Source organism: Streptomyces sp. TLI_171 (assembly GCF_003610255.1).
In the GTDB taxonomy this organism is placed as follows: domain Bacteria; phylum Actinomycetota; class Actinomycetes; order Streptomycetales; family Streptomycetaceae; genus Kitasatospora.
Map to the genome: position 1 here is coordinate 4,579,714 of NZ_RAPS01000001.1, position 19,536 is coordinate 4,599,249.

Consider the following 19,536-nt stretch of genomic DNA (forward strand, 5'->3'; position numbering starts at 1 on the left):
CTTTAGCCAGTGGGGGACCACAGATGACGACAGGTCGGCCCGGCACCGCCGCCGTGCCCAACGCGGCGTACGCGGGCCAGGTGGTGCAGTTCCCGGACCCGGTCCGGGCCGAGCGGCACCCTCGCGGCGTGCGCATCGACGAGTACGGGTACCCGGACTTCGCGCCGTACGCGGCCGCCGCCGCCGAGGTCGCCGACCCGCCGGAGGGCTTCGGCGTCGACGAGCTGCGCCTGACCGACTACGTGTCGGCGAACGCCGCGCTGTACACCGGGGGCCACGAACTCTGGGCCGACCTGGACACCGCCGTCGCCACCCCGCCCGGCTGGACCTGGCACCACGTCGTCGGCCGCGCCCCCGCGGGCTGGCGCCGGATGGAACTGGTCCCGGTCGAGGTCAAGGCCCTGCTCCGGCACCACGGCGGCCTGTCCCGCTCCACCGCCGACCACACCCGGCGCGGCACCCGCCCGCTGCAGGAGCGCCGCCCGGTGCACTTCTCGCTCGCCAAGGACGGCGCCGACCCGCTGGTGGTCACCGAGGACCTGGTGCAGCGCGCCGAGCAGCGCCTCGGCCACCCGCTGCCGACCCCCTACCGCGACTTCCTGAAGCTGACCGGCGGCCGCGCCCCGGCCGGCGTCGCCCTGGACGTCGACCTCGGCCTGCTGGTCGACCAGCCGTTCCTCACCCTCAGCGAGGAGTACGGCACCCACGACCTGGTGTACGCCAACAAGTGCCTGCGCGACCACCTCACCAAGGACCACCTGGCCGTCGCCTACCTCCAGGGCGGCCTGCTGGCCCTCAAGGTCCGCGGCGAGCAGACCGGTTCGGTCTGGTTCCTGCCCTACGACGACGCCCGCGACGAGGGCGCGGAGGAACCCCCCGAGCAGCGCGTGCAGCGCCTGCTGCTGCCCTGCGGCGACAGCTTCGACGCGTTCCTGCTGCGGCTCGCGGGCAGCCCCGCGGAACTGGAGACCGTCGCCGAACTCATGGTGGACGGCGGCTTCGCGCGCGCCGTCCCGGTGAACTGACCGAACGACAGGGGTGGGACGAGACGTGGTGACCACGTACGCGCAGGCGCAGGAGACCGCCGAGGACTGGATCAACTCCGGGGTACCGCGCTCGCAGCACCGCGAGGTGCGGGTCCGGGAGTTCGACCTGGGCTTCGTCTGCTGGGCCGTCGACGGCAGCGAGCACAGCGGCGGCCCCGGCAGCTCGCTGCGCCTGGTGATCGCCCGCGACAGCGGCGCCAGCACGCTCTGGCCGCCACTGCCGGTCAACGAGGTGGTCCGGCAGTTCGAGGAGCTGTACGGCGCCGAGAGCGAGCCCAACCCGGCCGGCCCGGCCAAGCCCGTGCGCGGCGCGGTCGAGGCCACCTCCTTCCTGCTCAGCCCCCCGCAGTGGCTGCAGGAGGCCGGGGCCGCCGCGATCGCCGCCGAGGCCTCGGGCCTCGGCGCCCCCGCCGCCCCGCGGCCGGTGCAGCTGCCGGAGCCCGCCGGGGAAGGCCCCAGCTACTTCACGGGCGGGTCCGCGACGCCCGCCCCCGGCACGCCCGTCCCGCCGCCGGCCGGCTCCGAGGCGGCCACGGTGCTCGCCCCGGGCCTGCCGTTCCCGCCCGGCGGACCGTCGACCCCCGTCCCCGGCGCGGCCGTCCCGCCGCCGGCCGGCGCCGAGGCGCCGACCGTGCTGGCCCCGCCGGTGCCGCCCGGCGCCACGCCGCCGCTCCCGGCCCCCGCCGCGCCCGCCCCGGACCCGGCCGCCACGCTGCTGGCCCCGCCCGGGCCGCCCGGCGCCACCCCGCCGTTCCCGGTGGGCATGCCCCCCGCGCCGCCGTCGACCCCGGCGCCCGGTGCCCCCGTTCCGCCGCCGGCGCTGGAGCACGCGCCGACCATGCTGGCCACCGACGGCCCGCCCGGGCTGATGGGCCTGCCCGGCGCGCCCGGCCTGCCCGGCACGCCCCCGCCCGCGGCGCCCGGTCGCGGCGGCCCCGGCGCTCCGCCGCCGCCCCCGCCCGGCGAGCTGCTGCCGAACTCCGGCGGCCCCGCGCCGTCCGCGCACGGCCGCAGCGGTCCGGGCGCTCCGCCGCCGCCCCCGCCGAACGAGTTGCTGCCGAACACCGGCGGCCCCGCCCATGGCCCCGGCGGCCGCGGTGGCCCTGGCGTCCCGCCGCCGCCCGCCCCGGGCGAGCTGCGCGCCGGACCGGGCCCGGCCGCCCCGCCGGCGTCCGCCGCGCCCGAGGCCGCCGCCGTCGCGTACCAGGCCACCCAGCTGGCCCCGGCGATCGAGCTGCCCGCCCCGCCGCCCGGCGGCGCGGTGCCGCCGCCGTTCCCCGGCGCGCCGCACGGCCAGCCGTTCCCCGGCCAGCCGCCGTTCCCCGGCGGGCCGCAGGGCCAGCCGTTCCCGGGCGGCCCGGTGCCGCCGCCGCCCGGTGCGCCGTTCCCCGGCGCGCCCCAGGGCCCTGGTGCGCCCCAGGGCCCCGGCGGGCCCGCCCCGGCGGCCGCGCCGCCGTCCGGCGCGCCCACCATCGGCCCCGGCTCGACCGCGGTGGTCAACTACCGCGCGCCGGACGGCTCCGAGCGCAGCCTGGTGATGCTGTCCGAGCCCGGCACCCCGCACCCCGAGTGGAAGGCCCTGCACGAGCTGCGCCGCCTCGGCGTGCCCCCGGACCAGGTGCTGGAGGTGCACACCGACCTGGAGCTGTGCGACCTGCCGGCCGGCTACTGCGCCCGGATGGTCAAGGCGTCCTGGCCGAACGCCCGGATCAGCCACACCGCCCCGTACGGCCGCGACACCGCGGCCCGGCAGGCCGGCATGGCGGTGCTGAACGAGCACGTCGAGCAGCTCCACCAGCTGGTGTCCGCGCCGCCGCGGCCGCGCACCGTCCGGGTGCCGCTGCCCGCGCCCGGCTCGGTCCCGCCGCTGCCGGTGCCGCCGCCGCAGCAGCTGGCGGGCGAGTTCGGCCAGCTGTTCGGGCCGGGGATGTTCCGGTTCGAGCAGCGCGCCGTCTCCCGCCAGGGCGTGCCGGACGCGGTGGCCCAGACCCTGATGTGGGTCGGTCTGCCGCGCGAGTTCGCGCCGTTCTTCTGGGCGCAGGCCCAGGACGGCCGGCCGATCCCGACGCTGGGCGAGCTCGCCGCCGAGCGCGGCCTGCCGGCCGGGCCGGACTTCGGCGGGTACCTGGTGCTCGGCAACGACTACGGCCGCCAGCTGTGCGTGCAGTACGGCACCGCGGCGGTGGTCGCCGTCGACATCGAGAACCCGGCCGAACCGCCGCGGTTCGTCAACAGCGGTGTCCCCGAGTTCGCGCACTGCCTGCTGGTGCTGGCCCGGATGTGGCGCCTGCGCCTGGGCCTCACGCCGGAGCAGGCCGGACGCTGGACCACGGACCTGCAGGCCCAGCTGCTGGCCGCCGACCCGGCGGCCCTGCACACCCCCGAGAGCTGGTGGGCGGTCCTCGTCGAACAGCTCTGGGACGGCCTGCTCTAGCACCACCTGTGCCCCCCGCCGTGCGGCCGGTTCCCCCGGCCGCGCGACGGCGGCCTGTTTGGTTTGCGTTCGTATCTGCGCAAAATAGGTCAATGGGACGGTTCAGTCCGCCCCACCCGAACCGCGCACCCGGCGGGGCTGCGCAGCCCGCGAGCACGAGGAGAACAGCCGAAATGAGCGACGCCGTGTCCCAGTACGGCTTCACTGTCTCCCGGCGCGGCTACGCGCCCGACCAGGTCGATGCGGCCGTCGCCGCACTCAGCCGCGAACGCGACGAGGCGTGGGAGCGGCTCAGCGTGCTCGGCGGCGGCCTGCGCGAGATGGAGAAGCGCCTCTCCGACATCCAGCAGGCGGCCGAGGACGCCCCCGACCCCGACTTCGGCGAGCTCAGCGACCAGGCCGCCGCGCTGCTCGGCATCGCCATGAACGAGGCCGACGCCATCCACGCCAAGGCCGAGCGGGCCGGCGAGGACGCCCGCGACGCCGCCCACGAGGCCGGCGAGGCGGCCGCCAGGGCGGCGAAGGAGTTCGCCGCCAAGCTGCGCGAGGACACCGACCAGGCCGTCCGCCGCACCGAGGAGCGCACCCGCGCCGAGGCGGAGCGGATCCGCGCCGAGGCCGACGCCGAGGCCCGCGCCGTGGTGCACGCCGCGACCGGCCACGCCGCCCGGGTCCGGGTCTCCGCCGCGCAGGCGTCCGAGCAGTCCGAGGTCGCCCTCGCCGAGCGCCGCCGCAAGGCGGACGAGGAGGTCGCCACCGCGGAGACCGAGGCCGACGAGGCGGTGGCCAAGATCACCGCCGCCGCGGAGGCCCGGGTCCGGGAGGCCGAGCAGCACCGCGAGGCGATGCTCGCGGAGGCCCGCCGGCTGGACACCGACGCCCAGGCCAAGGCGGACGCCGCGCTCGCCGGGGCCAAGGAGAAGGCCGCCCGGATCAAGATCGCCAGCGAGCGCGAGCAGGCCGACTTCACCAAGCGCCTCGACAAGGTGCAGACCCACCTCGACCACATCAAGGGCACCCTGGCCTCGCTCACCGGCGCGGCCGTCGGCGCGATCGAGGACCCCGAGGACGTCAAGAAGGCCGTCGAGGCGAAGAAGGCCGACCTCAGCAAGTCGGCCGTCGCCGCCGAGCCCGCGGCGGCCGCCGCGCCCGCCGCCGAGGCCGCGCCGCAGGCGGACGCTGCGCCGGCCACCGACCGGCCCACCGCCGTCCTGAAGGCCGTCGCCGACGACCGGCCCAAGGCCCGGGACCCGCGCAAGCCCTACACCCCGCAGCCCGCCGAGCCCCCGGCCCCGCCGACCAAGCCCGCCAGCTTCGCCAAGGACCCGTCCCCGTCCCCGGCCCCGGCGCAGCCCGCGACCCCGCCGAAGCCGGTGACCCCGCCCGCGGCGGAGCCGGAGGCGGAGACCCGCATCGTCCCGAAGATCGTCATCGTCGACGACGGCATCGACCACGACACCCGCCCGGACCGCAACCGGATCCAGCGCCGGGGCTGACGGAACGTCGATCCCCCTCCTGTTCGTGGCGGGAGGGGGATTCGCGCTCCTACAGGACCTCGACGGTCGCGCCGGTGAGCCGGCGCCGGCAGTCCAGCACGTACCGGGCGTGCGCGGCGACGGCCGGGTAGTCGAACTCGTCGTGGTCGGCGAGCAGGATCACCGCGTCGGCCGCCGCCAGCTCCTCGGGGGTGGCCTCGACCCGGTGGACGCCGGCCAGCGGGCCGCCGTCGTGGTCGGGGGCGCGCTGCCCGGGGATGTGCGGCTCGGCGACGTGGACGCCGGCCACCACGTGCGGGTCGGCCGCGCGGACCTCGGCGCCCATCCGGGTGAGCAGCTCGACCACCCGGGCGGCGGGCGTCTCCCGGGCGTCGCCGGTGTTCTTCTTGTAGGCGAGGCCGAGGACCAGCACCCGGGAGCCGTTGACGGCGCGGCGGCGCTGGTTGAGCGCGTCGGCGAGGCGGCGGACCACGTAGTCGGGCATGTGGCTGTTGACGTCGTTGGCCAGCTCCACGAACCGGAACGACTGCCCGAGGGCCCGCTCCACCCGCCAGGACAGGTACGAGGGGTCGATCGGCAGGCAGTGCCCGCCGACGCCCGGCCCGGGCGTGAAGCGCAGGAACCCGAACGGCTTGGTGGAGGCCGCGTCGATGGCCTCCCAGACGTCGATGCCGAGGTCGTGGGCGAACATCGCGAGCTCGTTGACCAGCGCGATGTTCACGTGCCGGAAGGTGTTCTCCAGCAGCTTGGTGAGCTCGGCCTCCTTGCAGGAGGAGACCGGCACGGTCTGCTCCACCAGCTGCCCGTAGAACCCGGCGACCGCCGCCAGCCCCTCCGGCGTCGTCCCGGACACCACCTTCGGCGTGTTCTCCAGCTTCCACACCGGGTTGCCGGGGTCGATCCGCTCGGGGCTGTAGCCCAGGTGGAAGTCCGCGCCGGCCCGCAGCCCGGAGCCGGCCTCCAGCAGCGGGGCGAGCAGCTCCTCGGTGGTCCCCGGGTACGTGGTGGACTCCAGCACCACCGTCGCCCCCCGCTTGAGGTGCCGGGCGAGCAGCTTCGCCGACGCCTCGATGTACGAGAGGTCGGGCACGCCGTCCCGCAGCGGCGTGGGGACGGTGATCACCGCGATGTCGAAGTCCGCCACCTCGGCCGGGTCGGCCGTCGGCAGGTACTGCCCGGCGTCCAGCAGCGGCCGCAGCCGCTCCCCGGGGATGTCCTCGACGTAGGACTCGCCCACCGCGAGCCGCTTGATCCGGCGTTCGTCCACGTCGTACCCGACGACCCGGTGCCCCACCTCGGCGGCGCGAACCGCCAGCGGGAGTCCGACATAGCCCTGACCTGCGATGACGACGCGCATGACGAAGAAACCCCCTGGAAAATGACCGGCGTCCCCACACCTTCTTCACACGAGAGTACGGAGCCCCGCCCTCCGCGCGGGCCGCTTCGCCGGAAGTGGCCGAGGACGGCCCCGAACGCCAGGACGCCGAGATCCGCGGCGCCCGCCGGAGCGGACGCCGCGAGTCCCGGCGTGAGTGGCACGGGCGCCCCCACCCAGGGTCGCCCGGCCTTCGCACTCCCGACCCCCATCGAGGTGCGACCGCGCTTCCACAGCCATCCCCCACGGTTGGATGCGGCGTGCGCTGGACTCAATCCTGCGCGGCGACCATGGACGCACAGTGACAGCAATGTGTCGACCGCATGATCTCTGAACGAGCCTCGCCCCAGCTCAGTCGGGCCGCCCGGTCGGTCGCTCCGTGCGCCGGTCGGACGCCCGGCGGTACGCCGCGCCGCGTGGACGGCGGCTGTGCGGCGTAGGCTGGACACCCCCCGGGCGCACCGCGTTCCGGGCCTGTCGCGCTGCCCGGCCGCCCCTCTGGCGCCGGGCCACTCCCCGCCGTGGAGAACTTGACGTATGAGCCTGTCCGGACTGCTCGATGTCGTCGTACGGGACGCCGCCCTCGCCGAGGCGATCGAGGCGGCGGCCACGGGGCACAGGCAGCACCTCGACCTGGTCGGCCCGCCCGCCGCCCGGCCGTTCGCGATCGCCGCGCTGGCCCGTTCGCTGGCCGCCCGCGCCGGTGAGCGGGGCCGCCCGGTGCTGGCGGTGACCGCCACCGGCCGGGAGGCCGAGGACCTCGCCGCCTCGCTGCGCTCCCTGCTGCCCGCCGACGCGGTGGCCGAGTTCCCGGCCTGGGAGACGCTGCCGCACGAGCGGCTCTCCCCGCGCTCGGACACCGTCGGCCGCCGCCTCGCGGTGCTGCGCCGGATCGTTCATCCGCGCGCCGACGACCCGGCCGCCGGGCCGGTGCAGGTGGTCGTCGCGCCGGTCCGCTCGGTGCTCCAGCCGCAGGTGAAGGGCCTGGCCGAGCTGGAGCCGGTGGCCCTGCGGCGCGGCGAGCAGCACGACCTGGACCAGGTCGCCCGGAAGCTGGCGGCCGCCGCCTACGCCCGGGTCGAACTGGTCGAGAAGCGCGGCGAGTTCGCGGTGCGCGGCGGCATCCTGGACGTCTTCCCGCCGACCGAGGAGCACCCGCTGCGGGTGGAGTTCTGGGGCGACGACGTCGAGGAGATCCGGTACTTCAAGGTCGCCGACCAGCGCTCCCTGGAGATCGCCGAGCACGGCCTGTGGGCGCCGCCCTGCCGGGAGCTGCTGCTGACCGACGAGGTGCGGGCGAAGGCCGCCGAGCTGGCCGCCCGGCACCCGGAGCTGGGCGAGATCCTGGACCGGATCGCGCAGGGAGTGGCGGTCGAGGGCATGGAGTCGCTGGCCCCCGTGCTGGTCGACGACATGGAGCTGCTGCTGGACGTGCTGCCGACCGGCTCGATCGCGGTGGTCTGCGACCCGGAGCGGGTCCGCACCCGGGCCGCCGACCTGGTCGCCACCAGCCAGGAGTTCCTGGCCGCGTCCTGGGTGGCCGCCGCCGCGGGCGCCGACCGTCCGATCGACCTGGAGGCGATCGACGTCTCCGCCGCCTCGCTGCGGTCGCTGGCGGACGTCCGCGAGCACGCCGCCGGGATCGGCCTGCCCTGGTGGTCCGTCAGCCCGTTCGCCACCAGCGACTCCAGCGTCAGCGAGATCCTCGAATTCGACGCGGACACCCTGACGCTCGGCATGCACGCCGTCGAGGCGTACCGCGGCGACACCGCGCGGGCGATCGCCGACGCCAAGGAGCGGCTGGCCTCGGACTGGCGCGTGGTCATGGTGACGGAGGGTCACGGCCCGGCGTCCCGGCTGGCCGAGGTGCTCGGCAACGAGGGCATCCCGGCCCGGCTGGTCGCCGACCTCGCCGAGGCCCCGACCCGGGACGTCGTGTACGTCTCCTGCGGCTCGATCGAGCACGGCTTCGTCGACGAGGCGCTGAAGCTCACCGTCGTCACCGAGACCGACCTGTCCGGCCAGAGGTCCTCCACCAAGGACATGCGCCGGATGCCGTCCCGCCGCCGCAACGCCATCGACCCGCTGGCGCTGGCCGCCGGCGACTACGTGGTGCACGAGCAGCACGGCGTCGGCCGGTACGTGGAGATGGTGCAGCGGACCGTGCAGGGCGCGACCCGCGAGTACCTGGTGCTGGAGTACGCCCCCGCCAAGCGCGGCCACCCCGGCGACCGGCTGTTCGTGCCCACCGACCAGCTCGACCAGGTCACCAAGTACGTGGGCGGCGAGGCCCCGACCCTGCACCGCCTGGGCGGCGCGGACTGGGCCAAGACCAAGCAGCGCGCCAAGAAGGCGGTCAAGGAGATCGCCGCCGACCTGATCAAGCTGTACTCGGCCCGGATGGCCGCCCCCGGCCACGCCTTCGGCCCGGACACCCCCTGGCAGCGGGAACTGGAGGACGCCTTCCCGTACGCCGAGACCCCCGACCAGCTGACCACCATCGGCGAGGTCAAGTCGGACATGGAGAAGTCCGTCCCGATGGACCGGCTGATCTGCGGCGACGTCGGCTACGGCAAGACCGAGATCGCGGTGCGCGCGGCGTTCAAGGCCGTCCAGGACGGCAAGCAGGTGGCGGTGCTGGTGCCGACCACGCTGCTGGTGCAGCAGCACTTCTCCACCTTCGCCGAGCGGTACGCCAACTTCCCGGTCACCGTGAAGGCGCTGTCCCGGTTCCAGACCGACACCGAGGCGAAGGCCGTGCTGGAGGGCCTGTTCGAGGGCTCGGTGGACGTGGTGATCGGCACCCACCGGCTGTTCTCCTCGGAGACCCGGTTCAAGGACCTCGGCCTGGTCATCGTCGACGAGGAGCAGCGCTTCGGCGTCGAGCACAAGGAGCAGCTGAAGAAGCTGCGCGCCAACGTCGACGTGCTGACCATGTCCGCCACCCCGATCCCGCGCACCCTGGAGATGGCGGTCACCGGCATCCGCGAGATGTCCACCATCACCACCCCGCCCGAGGAGCGGCACCCGGTGCTGACCTTCGTCGGCCCGTACGACGAGAAGCAGATCTCCGCCGCGATCCGCCGGGAACTCCTGCGCGAGGGCCAGGTGTTCTACATCCACAACCGGGTCGAGTCGATCGACAAGGCGGCGGCCCGGCTGAAGGACCTGGTGCCCGAGGCGCGGGTCGCCACCGCGCACGGGCAGATGGGCGAGACCCAGCTGGAGAAGGTCGTCGTCGACTTCTGGGAGAAGGAGTTCGACGTCCTGGTCTCCACCACCATCGTGGAGTCCGGCATCGACATCTCCAACGCCAACACCCTGATCGTCGAACGCGGCGACACCTTCGGCCTGTCCCAGCTCCACCAGCTGCGCGGACGCGTCGGCCGCGGCCGCGAACGCGGCTACGCCTACATGCTGTACCCGCCGGAGAAGCCGCTCACCGAGACCGCCCACGAGCGCCTCGCCACCATCGCCCAGCACACCGAGATGGGTGCCGGCATGTACGTCGCGATGAAGGACCTGGAGATCCGCGGCGCCGGCAACCTGCTCGGCGGCGAGCAGTCCGGCCACATCGCGGGCGTCGGCTTCGACCTCTACATGCGGATGGTCGGCGAGGCCGTCGCCGAGTTCCGGGAGTCCCTGGAGACGGGCGGCGGCGAACCCGAGGAGGAGCCGCTGGAGGTGAAGATCGAACTCCCGGTGGACGCGCACGTCCCGCACGACTACGCACCGGGGGAGCGGCTGCGCCTGCAGGCCTACCGCTCGATCGCGGCGGTCAACTCCGAGGCCGACATCGTGCAGGTCCGCGAGGAGCTGACGGACCGTTACGGCAAGCTCCCCGAGCCGGTGGAGAACCTGCTGCTGGTGGCCGGTCTGCGACTGTTCGCGCGGCGCTGCGGCATCGGCGACATCACCCTGCAGGGCAACTTCGTCCGCTTCGGCCCCGTCGACCTGCGCGAGTCCCAGCAGCTGCGCCTCAACCGCCTCTACCCCCGCACCCAGCTCAAGTCCGCCGCCCAGCAGCTGCTGGTCCCGCGTCCCAGCACCGGCGGCCGGATCGGCGGCAAGCCCCTCGTCGGCCGCGACCTGCTGACCTGGTGCACGGAGTTCCTCACCACGATGTTCGACGACCTGAAGCGCTGACGCGCGGGGCGACCAGGGGCGCGGGGGCGCTGTTCCCCGCGCCCCTGTGTGCGTTCAGCCGAGCTTCCACTGGCCGGACTGCTGGGCGAAGCCGCTGTCCAGGGCGAACTGGACCTTGTCGAGCTTGGCGTCGGCCGGGACCTCGAAGGTGATGAAGCCGAGCGCGCTCTCGCCCGGGGCGATGTTCGCGGGGACGGGGAACTCCGGGCCGGCCTTGGTCTCGGCGACGGTGGACTCGAAGCCCTGGCCCTGCGCGTCGAGGAGCTTGGCGCTGTTCTGCGGGGCGTCCGCGTAGGCCGCCGAGCCCGTGGCCTTGATCCGGAACTGGACGGCGACGAAGCGCTTGCCGTCAGCGGGCTTGGTGTACTCGTCCGCGCCCTCCGCGTTGTCGACGACCTTCACCAGCGTCACGTCCGCGGAGTTGGTCTTCTCGGTCCCCTTGAGCGCGATCGTGTCGCCGGGCTTGGCGACCGTCGACTTTCCCTGGTCGCCGCTCTGCGCCTGCGGCGCGCCGCTGGAGGCGGCGGCGCTGCTCTTGGGGGTGGTGGAGACGGAGTTGTCGGTGGGGCCGCAGGCGGTGGCGGCGGCGAGCAGGGCCGCGCCGAGCAGGACGGCGGCGGTGCGGCGGTTGGTGGCGCGGACGGACATGGCGGGTTCTCCCCCTGGAGTTCGGTGGTGGCCGGTGTCCCGGCGACGACTTCAGTGGACCATGGGACTGTGAACAATGTCAACGAGACTTAGAGAAACCTCTCTGTTCACATGTGAACCCGATGGGATGGCGTACTGGCTATGCTGTGTGGCCACAGCCGCCCGCGAAGGAGCCCGCCGATGTCGGACAGTCCCGAGGTGACGGCCGCCGAGATCGCCCGGCTGGCCGGAGTCGGCCGGGCCGCGGTCTCCAACTGGCGCCGCCGCCACGCCGACTTCCCGCGCCCCGCGGGCGGTACCGAGACCAGCCCGACGTTCCGGCTGGACCAGGTCGAGCAGTGGCTGCGCGCCCAGGGCAAACTCTCCGAACTGCCGCTGCTGGAACGGGTCTGGCAGCAGCTGGAGACGCTCCGCGACCCGGTCGGACCGGCCGTCGCCCCGCTGGTCGCGGCCGGGTCGCTGCTGCTCCTGCTGCACCGCGAGCCGTCGGTCCGGGCCGAGCTCGCCGAGCAGCCGGACACCCGGCTGGCCACCGCGCTGCCGAAGGCGCTGCGCCGCGCCGCCGCCGAGGCGCTCGGTGCGGACGCGCCCGCCGCGCTCGGCCTGCCGCTGATCGCCGGCGCCACCCACCTGGACCTGGCCCGCCTGCTGGCCGCGCTGACCGCAGACACCGGGCCGGCCGACGCGTACGAGCTGCTGCTGGCCAGGTACACCGAGGCCAACCCCCGGCTTCAGCAGCCCATCCCGCCCGACGCCGCCGCCCTGCTGGCCGCGCTCGCCGGGCCGGCCGACGACGTGGCCGCCGCCGCGGGGGAGCGGACCGTGCTCGACCCGGCCTGCGGCGCCGGCGGGGTGCTGCTGGCCGCCGTCCCCGGCGGACGGTCCGGGACGGACGTCGAACGGCTCGGCCAGGACGCCGACCCGGACCTGGCCGGGGTAGCGCTGCTGCGCCTCGCGCTGGCCGCGCCCGCCGACCGCACCGGGCGGCTGCCGCTGGACGTCCGGGCGGGCGACGCGCTGCGCGCCGACGCGTTCCCGGGGGCGCGCGCGCACGCGGTGCTGTGCCGCCCGCCCTACAACGAACGCGACTGGGGGCACGACCAGTTGCAGTACGACTCGCGCTGGCCGGGCGGAGTGGTGCCGCCGCGCGGCGAGTCCGAACTGGCCTGGGTGCTGCACTGCCTGGCGCACACCCGGCCCGGCGGGACGGCGGTGCTGCTGCTGCCGCCGACCGTCGCCTCCCGCCGGGCGGGCCGCCGGGTGCGGGCCGAACTGGTCCGCTCCGGTGCGCTGCGCGCCGTGGTGGCGCTGCCCGCCGGCGTCGCCCCGCCGTACGGGGTGCCGCTGCACGTGTGGGTGCTGCGCGGGCCGGTGCCCGGCGACGACTTCCGGCACGTGCTGCTGCTGGACGCCGCGGCCGACGGCGGCCGGGAGCGGATCGACCAGGAGGCGCTGCGGGAGACGGTGCTGACGGCATGGCAGGAGTTCGACCGGGCCGCCCGCGCGGGCGGCCCGCTGCCCGCCGACCGGCCCGGCCGGCACCGGGCCGTCCCCGCGCTCGACCTGCTGGACGAGGAGACCGACCTCACCCCCGCCCGCCACCTGCCCGCCGCGCCCGCCGGCGCCGCGCCCGGCGCCCTGACCGGGCTGCGCGAGCGGCTGGCCGCCGAACTCGCCCGCCTCGCCGAACTGGACGCCGCGCTGCCCGCCCTCGCCCCGACCGGCAGCGCCCCGCCGCCACAGGTCAGCATCGGCGAACTCGCCCGCTCCGGCGCCCTGGAGGTGCACTCCTCCGGCCAGGGCGCACCCGCCCGGCCCGGCGGCCGCACCCCGCTGGTCACCGACCAGGACCTGCAGAGCGCGGCCCCGCCGAGCGCCGCCACCGACGCCGACGAGCTGACGGTCCGTCAGGGCGACGTGCTGGTGCCGGCGCTGGGCGGGGAGGGCGCGCAGGCCGTGCACCCCGGCAGCCCCTACCTCGGGGCGGCGCTGGGCGCCAGGCTGCACCTGCTGCGGCCCGACCCGGCGCTGCTCGACCCGGACTTCCTGGCCGGCCAACTGCGCGCCACCGGCGCCGGACGGCGGGCCAGCAGCTTCGCCTCCACCACCAGCCGGCTGGACGTCCGGCGGTTCGAGCTGCCCCGGGTGCCGGTCGGGCAGCAGCGGGAGCTGGGCGCGGCGTTCCGGCGGATCGCGGACTACGAGGCGGCGCTGGCCGGGGCGGTGGCCGACGCCCGCGCGCTGACCCGGGCGCTCACCGACGGCCTGGCCGCCGGCGCCACCGGCCCGGCCCGGCAGGACACCGGCCCGAACTGACGGGGCGTCGGCGCGGCGAACGGGCTCTCGACGGGTCGGCGGGTGGCGGTACCGTGTGCGCAGCATCTGCACCGCCGTCACCGAGGAGCGCCCATGCCCGCCCGCGCCGCGTCCGGCCCCTACCGGACCTGGGTGACGGTGCTGTGCGCCCTGACCCCGGTGCTGACGCTCGGCATCGTCGGCATGGCGCCGTCCGTGGTGCTCGCCGTCGGGCGGCAGCGCAGGGCCGACATCGTGGGCGCGGTGGTCATCGGCCTGATGCAGCTGGCCCTGTACATCGAGATGGGCCTGACCCCCAAGGACGGGGAGATCAGCAACCTGGTCGCTGCGCTGGTGCTGATCCCGCTGTGGATCGGCACGCCGGTGCACTTCCTGGTGATGAACCAGCGCCGCTTCTGGCCCGCGCCCGCTCCCGGGCCCGCTCCCGGCTACGGCTACGGCTACGGGTACCCGGGGTACCCGACGCCGCCCCAGCCGTACCCGGCGGCGGGGCCGACCGCGCCGTACCCCAACCCGTACCAGGCCGCCCCGTATCCGACGCCCACGCCGACCCCGACGCCGTACCCGGCGCCCGCGGTGCCCGCGCCGACGCCCGCACCCGGGCCGGCGCAGACTCCCGCGCCCGGGCAGACCGGGGCCGCCGAGCTGCGTGAACTCGGCGAACTCCTGCGGCGGCAGGCCGGGGACGGGCAGCCGTGAGCCGTACCGTCGGCGAGCGGTACCTGCTGGCCGAGAAGATCGGCCACGGCGGGATGGGCCAGGTCTGGGCCGCCCACGACCGGCGGCTGGACCGCCGGGTCGCGGTGAAGCTGCTGCGCGCCGACGCGGTGCCGTACCCGAGCGGGCACGGCGACGGCCAGGCGGACCTGCTGCGGCAGCGCTTCCTGCGCGAGTGCCGGATCAGCGCCGCCCTGGACCATCCGGGGCTGGTCACCGTGTACGACGCCGGCGTCGACGACGAGGAGCTGTACCTGGTGATGCAGCGGGTCCCCGGCCTCAGCCTCGCCGACCTGATCGCCGAGGAGGGCCCGCTGCCCGTCGAGCAGGCCGCCGCCGTCGCCGGACAGCTCTGCGCCGCGCTGGGCGCGGTGCACGGGGCGCGGGTGGTCCACCGCGACCTGAAACCGAGCAATGTGATGATCCGTCCGGACGGGCGGGCCGTACTGCTGGACCTCGGCATCGCCGCCGCCCTCGACCCCACCGCCACCCGGCTCACCCTCACCGGCAGCCCGATCGGCAGCCCCGCCTACATGGCCCCCGAACAGGCCATGGCCGCGGACGCCGACCGCCGCAGCGACCTGTACGCGCTCGGCTGCATGTTGCACGAGATGCTCGCCGGACAGCCCCCGTTCCCCGCCCCCACCGCGCTCGGCGTGCTGCGCCGCCAGGTCGACGACCCGCCCGTGCCGCTGCGCCGGCTGCGGGCCGAAGTGCCGGCCGCGGTCGAGGCGCTGGTCCTGCGGCTGCTCGCCAAACACCCCGCCGAGCGGCCCGCGGACGCCGCGGAGGTGCACGCCATGCTGCTGCCCCTGCTGCCCGCCCCCACCGGTCGGGTCCGCACCCGGCTGCCCGCCGTCCCCGACCCCGGCGACCCGTACCGCTACCCGCACCACCCGCAGCCCGCCGCCGACCCGGTGGAACTGCCGCCGGCCGCGGCGGCCCGGGCGCCGGCCCCCCGGCCCGAGCAGGAGACCCTCTCCGGAGCCTGCGCCCGGCTCTCCGACCTGGTCGAGGCCGGCCGGCACACCGAGGTGCTCGACCTGGCCGCCGCGCTGCTGCCCAGGGCCGTCGCCGAACAGGGCGAGGCCGCGCCGCTGGTGCGCACCGTCCGGGCCATCCGGGCCCGCACCCTGCTCACCGAGCGCCGCTGGGCCGAGGCCCTCCCCGAGCTGCGTCGACTCACCGCGACCGCGGCGCCCCACGACCCCGCGGCCCTCGACCACCGCCGGCACGCCGCCCGCTGCCTCGAACACCTCGGCCACCCCGCCGAGGCCCTCGCCGAGTACCGCGCGGTGCTCGCCGCCCTCCCGCCCGAGGCCCCGGCCGGCGCCGAACTGCGTGAGCGGATCGGCCTGCTGCTGGCCGCCACCGGCCACACCGCGACCGGCTGGCAGGCCCTGCTCGAACTCCTCCTGGAGACCGAACGCCGGCACGGCCCGCACCACCCGGACGTCCACCGCCTGCGCACCCACCTCGAACGGCTCGGCGCCCACCGCACCACCACCAACCCCTACGCCACCTAGCGACGGATGCAGTCGCAGGAGATCCACGCGCGGGGTCTGGCACCACGGGGCGGCGCTCCCTATTGTTCGTCCCAGCCACGTACGCAGAGCACCACCGGACCGCACTCCACCGACCGGGAGGCCCCAGTGATCCGCACCAGCTCCGCCCGCCGACTGCGCGCCGCGCTCGGCGTCGCGGTCGTCGCCGCCGCGCTCGCCGCCTGCAGCGGCGCACCGGCGCACCAGGGCGCGGCCGCCGTCGTCGGCGACGAACGGATCACCATCGCCCAGGTGGAGGCCCGGGTCGCCGCCATCCGCGCCGGCGCCACCGCACAGGCCGACGGCAAGGCCAACGAGCAGCCCGGCCTGGCCCGGCACGCGGTCTCCGACCTGATCCTGGACCGGGTCGTCGCCCGTGCCCTGACGGACCGCCACCTGAGCGTCACCGCCGCCGAGATCGGCACCGCCCGCAGCAGCGACGTCCGCACCGTCGGCAGCGACGCCGTGCTCGCCCAGCTGCTGCTCAGCAAGCAGGGCGTGCCCGCCGCCGGCATCGACGACTTCTACCGGCAGCAGATCGGCCTCACCAAGCTCGCCGACGGCCAGGACCCGACCAGCGCCGACGGCGACGCCCTGATCCGCAAGGCCCTGGTGGACGCCGGAACCGCCCTGCACATCCAGGTCAACCCGCGCTACGGCAGCTGGGACACCGCCCGGATCGGCCTCACCGACGTCACCGAGAACTGGCTGCCGAAGAACGTCCGGCCGCTGTAATTCGCCGGAGCCCGCCGCGCGGCCGGGTAGGTTTCGAGGTGTGGACACTCCGAAGCTGACCCTGCTGACCACCACCCACCGCATCGCGCCCGGCCTGCTCTCCTGGCCCGCCTGGGAGGCGCTGCGCGCCGCGCCCAGGGTGCTGGCCGGCGTCGCGGACCACCCGCAGCTGCCCGCGCTGCGGGCGGCCGGCGTCGTGCCGGAGCTGGTCGAGCGCGGCTCGGCGCCGGCGCTGGCCCGGCAGTTGCTGGCCGCGGCCCCGGCGGTGTGGCTGGAGAGCCCGGACGGCGACCCGGGGCTGACGGACGCGCTGGCCCGGATCGCGGTGGAGGAGGCCGGCGAGCACCCGGAGATCGAGGTGCTGCCGGGCTCCTACGACCTGCCGGGCGCCCGGCTGCTCGACCTGGTCTCGGTGATGGACCGGCTGCGCTCGCCGGGCGGCTGCCCGTGGGACGCCGAGCAGACCCACCGGAGCCTGGTGAAGTACCTGGTGGAGGAGGCCTTCGAACTGGTCGAGGCGATCGAGGAGGACGACCGGGAGACCCTGCGCGAGGAGCTCGGGGACGTCCTGCTGCAGGTGTTCTTCCACTCCCGGATCGCCGAGGAGGACGCCGCCGACCCGTTCTCGATCGACGACGTCGCGGGCGACATCGTGGAGAAGCTGATGTACCGCCACCCGCACGTGTTCGGCGACGTCAGCGTCACGGGCTCGGCCGAGACCGAGGCCAACTGGGAGCAGCTGAAGGCGGCGGAGAAGCAGCGCGAATCGGTGCTGGACGGCGTGCCGGCCGGCCTGCCCGCGCTGGCGTACGCCGCGAAGCTGGTCTCCCGGGTGCGCCGGGCGGAGTTCACCGGCGTGCCGGACGCGCCGTACGCGCTGCCCGCCGAGCTCACCGCGGAGTCGGCGGGGGAACTGCTGCTGGCGGTCGCGCAGCGCGCCTACGACCGCGGGGTGGACGTGGACGCGGCGCTGCGCGCGGCGGCCCGGCGGTACCGCGCGGCGGTCCGGACCGCGGAGGGTCTGCCGGAGGCGGGCTGACGGTCCGTCAGCCGGCCAGCGGGACGTCCGCGACGGGGCGGCGCTGGGCCGGCACCACTTCGCCGATGGCCTCGCCGACCAGGGCGAGCACCTCGGCCAGCGGGTCGAGGTGGCCGGGCAGGTCGGCGAGTTGCACGATGCGCTCGCCGTCCGGGCCGGCCACCGCGAACAGGTCGATCGGGCCGAGGTGCTTGACGGCGGTGTCGACCAGGGCGGCGATGTCCGCCGGGTGGTGGACGTCGCCGGAGACGCCGACCACGGGGCAGCCGGGGCGGTCGAGTTCGGCGGCGAGGTCCTCGGCGATGCCGGGGCGCAGATCGGCGATGAGCAGGCCGGCGGCGCCGGCGGCGGAGAACCTCCGGGCCAGGTCGGCTCCCGAACCTCCGTCGAGCACCGCGATGACCACCACTGCACCGGCTACTCGCATGGCCTGCTCCCCTTTCAGAGCGAACCCGTGGGCAGCCCGCACGCCGCCCATCGTGGTTATCGGAGGATCGTAGGCTCGCCCCGACGCTCCGCAACAGGGATTACCCACCAGGTGACCAGACTCACGCGGCGGCCCCTACAGATACGGTCAAGACATGCCAGATCAGCCCCACGCCGCCCATCCGCAACTGTTCACCTGGGAGTTCGCGGCCGACCCGTACCCGGCGTACGCCTGGCTGCGCGAGCACGCCCCCGTGCACCGCACCACGCTCCCGAGCGGGGTCGAGGCGTGGCTGGTCACCCGCTACGCGGACGCGCGGCAGGCGCTGGCGGACGCCCGGCTCTCCAAGAACCCGGCGCACCACAGCGAACAGGCGCACCGCACCGGCCGGGTGGGCATCCCGGGGGAGCGGCAGGCCGACCTGATGACCCACCTGCTGAACATCGACCCGCCGGACCACACCCGGCTGCGCCGCCTGGTCTCGAAGGCGTTCACGCCGCGCCGGGTCGCCGAGTTCGCCCCGCGGGTGCAGCAGCTCACCGACCGGCTGATCGACTCCTTCGCGGGGCGCGGCGAGGCCGACCTGATCCACGAGTTCGCCTTCCCGCTCCCCATCTACGCGATCTGCGACCTGCTGGGCGTGCCGGAGGAGGACCAGGACGACCTGCGCGACTGGGCGGGCATGATGATCCGCCACACCGGGGGCAAGCGCGGAGGGGTCGGGCGCGCGGTCAAGCAGATCCGCGGCTACCTGGCCGACCTGATCCACCGCAAGCGCGCCGACCTCGGCGACGACCTGATCTCCGGCCTGATCCGGGCGAGCGACCACGGCGAGCACCTGACCGAGAACGAGGCCGCCGCGATGGCCTTCATCCTCTTGTTCGCCGGCTTCGAGACCACCATCAACCTGATCGGCAACGGCGCCTACGCGCTGCTGCGCAACCCGGACCAGCGCACCCTGCTCCAGGACTCGCTGGCGCGCGGCGAGTCCGGCCTGCTGGCCACCGGCGTCGAGGAGCTGCTGCGCTACGACGGCCCGGTGGAGCTGGCCACCTGGCGGTTCGCCACCGCGCCGCTGACCGTCGGCGGGGTGGACATCCCGGTCGGCGACCCGGTGCTGGTGGTGCTGGCCGCGGCGGACCGCGACCCGGCCCGGTTCGCGGCCGAGAACACCCTCGACCTGGCGCGCTCGGACAACCCGCACCTGGGTTTCGGACACGGCATCCACTACTGCATCGGCGCGCCGCTGGCGCGACTTGAGGGGCAGTGCGCGATCGGCAGCCTACTGACCAGGCTTCCGGACCTCCGGCTGGCCGCCGATCCGGCCGAGCTGCGCTGGCGGGGCGGGCTGATCATGCGCGGTCTGCGCGACCTCCCGGTCTCCTTCACGCCCCGCTGACGCCGTTTCAGGAACCGCGACACGCCGCCCCGCTGGGGGGACGACGCGCCGGGGCGGGGGCGCATTGCGCGATCGCGGTCCGGATGAATGCGGACATACCTGGATGGTTCGTGTACGTGGTCCGATCGTGCGTAATTTCGACGTGATCACGGTGATATGAGCTTGTGATAGCCCGTCAGCTCTGCTTACTCTCCGACATGCCCGCTGCTGCGGG

The 19,536-nt window shown here is 75.5% G+C and carries 13 protein-coding genes; 10 read left to right on the plus strand and 3 right to left on the minus strand.

Going from position 1 to position 19,536, the window contains the following annotated elements; genetic code table 11:
* Window positions 1-23: 23 nt before the first annotated feature.
* From BX266_RS20965 to BX266_RS20975, 3 genes are all read left to right on the plus strand, one after another.
* Complete coding sequence (locus BX266_RS20965) at window positions 24-1,025, plus strand: SMI1/KNR4 family protein (RefSeq protein ID WP_099902013.1); 1,002 nt, start codon at window positions 24-26, stop codon at window positions 1,023-1,025.
* A 28-nt stretch (window positions 1,026-1,053) separates the two neighbouring features.
* Window positions 1,054-3,480, plus strand: coding sequence for an SUKH-4 family immunity protein (locus BX266_RS20970; RefSeq protein ID WP_099902014.1), 2,427 nt, complete (start codon window positions 1,054-1,056; stop codon window positions 3,478-3,480).
* A 173-nt stretch (window positions 3,481-3,653) separates the two neighbouring features.
* Window positions 3,654-4,976, plus strand: coding sequence for a hypothetical protein (locus tag BX266_RS20975; protein WP_099902016.1), 1,323 nt, complete (start codon window positions 3,654-3,656; stop codon window positions 4,974-4,976).
* Window positions 4,977-5,025: 49 nt separating this feature from the next.
* Here BX266_RS20975 and BX266_RS20980 read toward each other — a convergent pair whose 3' ends face one another.
* Window positions 5,026-6,333, minus strand: coding sequence for a nucleotide sugar dehydrogenase (locus tag BX266_RS20980; protein WP_099902017.1), 1,308 nt, complete (start codon window positions 6,331-6,333; stop codon window positions 5,026-5,028).
* A gap of 555 nt (window positions 6,334-6,888) precedes the next feature.
* Between BX266_RS20980 and mfd the strand changes: the two genes are divergently transcribed.
* Complete coding sequence (gene mfd / locus BX266_RS20985; protein ID WP_099902019.1) at window positions 6,889-10,497, plus strand: transcription-repair coupling factor; 3,609 nt, start codon at window positions 6,889-6,891, stop codon at window positions 10,495-10,497.
* Window positions 10,498-10,551: 54 nt separating this feature from the next.
* Here the strand turns inward: mfd and BX266_RS20990 are convergent, their stop codons facing one another.
* Window positions 10,552-11,145, minus strand: coding sequence for a DUF4352 domain-containing protein (locus BX266_RS20990; protein WP_099902020.1), 594 nt, complete (start codon window positions 11,143-11,145; stop codon window positions 10,552-10,554).
* 180 nt (window positions 11,146-11,325) lie between these two features.
* Between BX266_RS20990 and BX266_RS20995 the strand changes: the two genes are divergently transcribed.
* The 5 genes from BX266_RS20995 to BX266_RS21015 all read left to right on the plus strand — a co-directional run bounded on the left by BX266_RS20995 (window position 11,326) and on the right by BX266_RS21015 (window position 17,496).
* Window positions 11,326-13,461: an N-6 DNA methylase gene (locus BX266_RS20995; RefSeq protein ID WP_180290559.1), complete on the plus strand. Its 2,136-nt coding sequence runs from the start codon at window positions 11,326-11,328 to the stop codon at window positions 13,459-13,461.
* 93 nt (window positions 13,462-13,554) lie between these two features.
* Window positions 13,555-14,160 (plus strand): hypothetical protein, encoded by a 606-nt coding sequence (locus tag BX266_RS21000; protein WP_099902023.1) that lies wholly within the window; start codon window positions 13,555-13,557, stop codon window positions 14,158-14,160.
* Window positions 14,157-15,704, plus strand: coding sequence for a serine/threonine-protein kinase (locus tag BX266_RS21005; protein ID WP_259464783.1), 1,548 nt, complete (start codon window positions 14,157-14,159; stop codon window positions 15,702-15,704). Before BX266_RS21000 ends, BX266_RS21005 begins: the two co-directional genes overlap by 4 nt.
* A 126-nt stretch (window positions 15,705-15,830) precedes the next feature.
* Window positions 15,831-16,457: a SurA N-terminal domain-containing protein gene (locus tag BX266_RS21010; protein ID WP_180290560.1), complete on the plus strand. Its 627-nt coding sequence runs from the start codon at window positions 15,831-15,833 to the stop codon at window positions 16,455-16,457.
* Window positions 16,458-16,497: 40 nt separating this feature from the next.
* On the plus strand, window positions 16,498-17,496 hold the full coding sequence (locus BX266_RS21015; RefSeq protein WP_099902028.1) for a MazG family protein: 999 nt from the start codon (window positions 16,498-16,500) through the stop codon (window positions 17,494-17,496).
* 7 nt (window positions 17,497-17,503) lie between these two features.
* On the opposite strand, the gene BX266_RS21020 is transcribed toward BX266_RS21015, so the two are convergent.
* Window positions 17,504-17,923, minus strand: a complete 420-nt coding sequence (locus BX266_RS21020) for an SDR family NAD(P)-dependent oxidoreductase (protein WP_180290561.1) — start codon at window positions 17,921-17,923, stop codon at window positions 17,504-17,506.
* Between the two features lie 154 nt (window positions 17,924-18,077).
* Between BX266_RS21020 and BX266_RS21025 the strand changes: the two genes are divergently transcribed.
* A complete protein-coding gene (locus BX266_RS21025) occupies window positions 18,078-19,322 on the plus strand; it encodes a cytochrome P450 (protein WP_099902031.1) in 1,245 nt (414 codons plus the stop codon).
* Window positions 19,323-19,536 lie beyond the last annotated feature (214 nt).

Bases quoted from the DNA above. Each gene is read 5' to 3' on its own strand.
- BX266_RS20965 (WP_099902013.1), top strand. From the start codon at position 24: ATGACGACAGGTCGGCCCGGCACCGCCGCCGTGCCCAACGCGGCGTAC.
- BX266_RS20975 (WP_099902016.1), top strand. From the start codon at position 3,654: ATGAGCGACGCCGTGTCCCAGTACGGCTTCACTGTCTCCCGGCGCGGC.
- BX266_RS20980 (WP_099902017.1), bottom strand. From the start codon at position 6,333: ATGCGCGTCGTCATCGCAGGTCAGGGCTATGTCGGACTCCCGCTGGCG.
- mfd (WP_099902019.1), top strand. From the start codon at position 6,889: ATGAGCCTGTCCGGACTGCTCGATGTCGTCGTACGGGACGCCGCCCTC.
- BX266_RS20990 (WP_099902020.1), bottom strand. From the start codon at position 11,145: ATGTCCGTCCGCGCCACCAACCGCCGCACCGCCGCCGTCCTGCTCGGC.
- BX266_RS20995 (WP_180290559.1), top strand. From the start codon at position 11,326: ATGTCGGACAGTCCCGAGGTGACGGCCGCCGAGATCGCCCGGCTGGCC.
- BX266_RS21000 (WP_099902023.1), top strand. From the start codon at position 13,555: ATGCCCGCCCGCGCCGCGTCCGGCCCCTACCGGACCTGGGTGACGGTG.
- BX266_RS21020 (WP_180290561.1), bottom strand. From the start codon at position 17,923: ATGCGAGTAGCCGGTGCAGTGGTGGTCATCGCGGTGCTCGACGGAGGT.
- BX266_RS21025 (WP_099902031.1), top strand. From the start codon at position 18,078: ATGCCAGATCAGCCCCACGCCGCCCATCCGCAACTGTTCACCTGGGAG.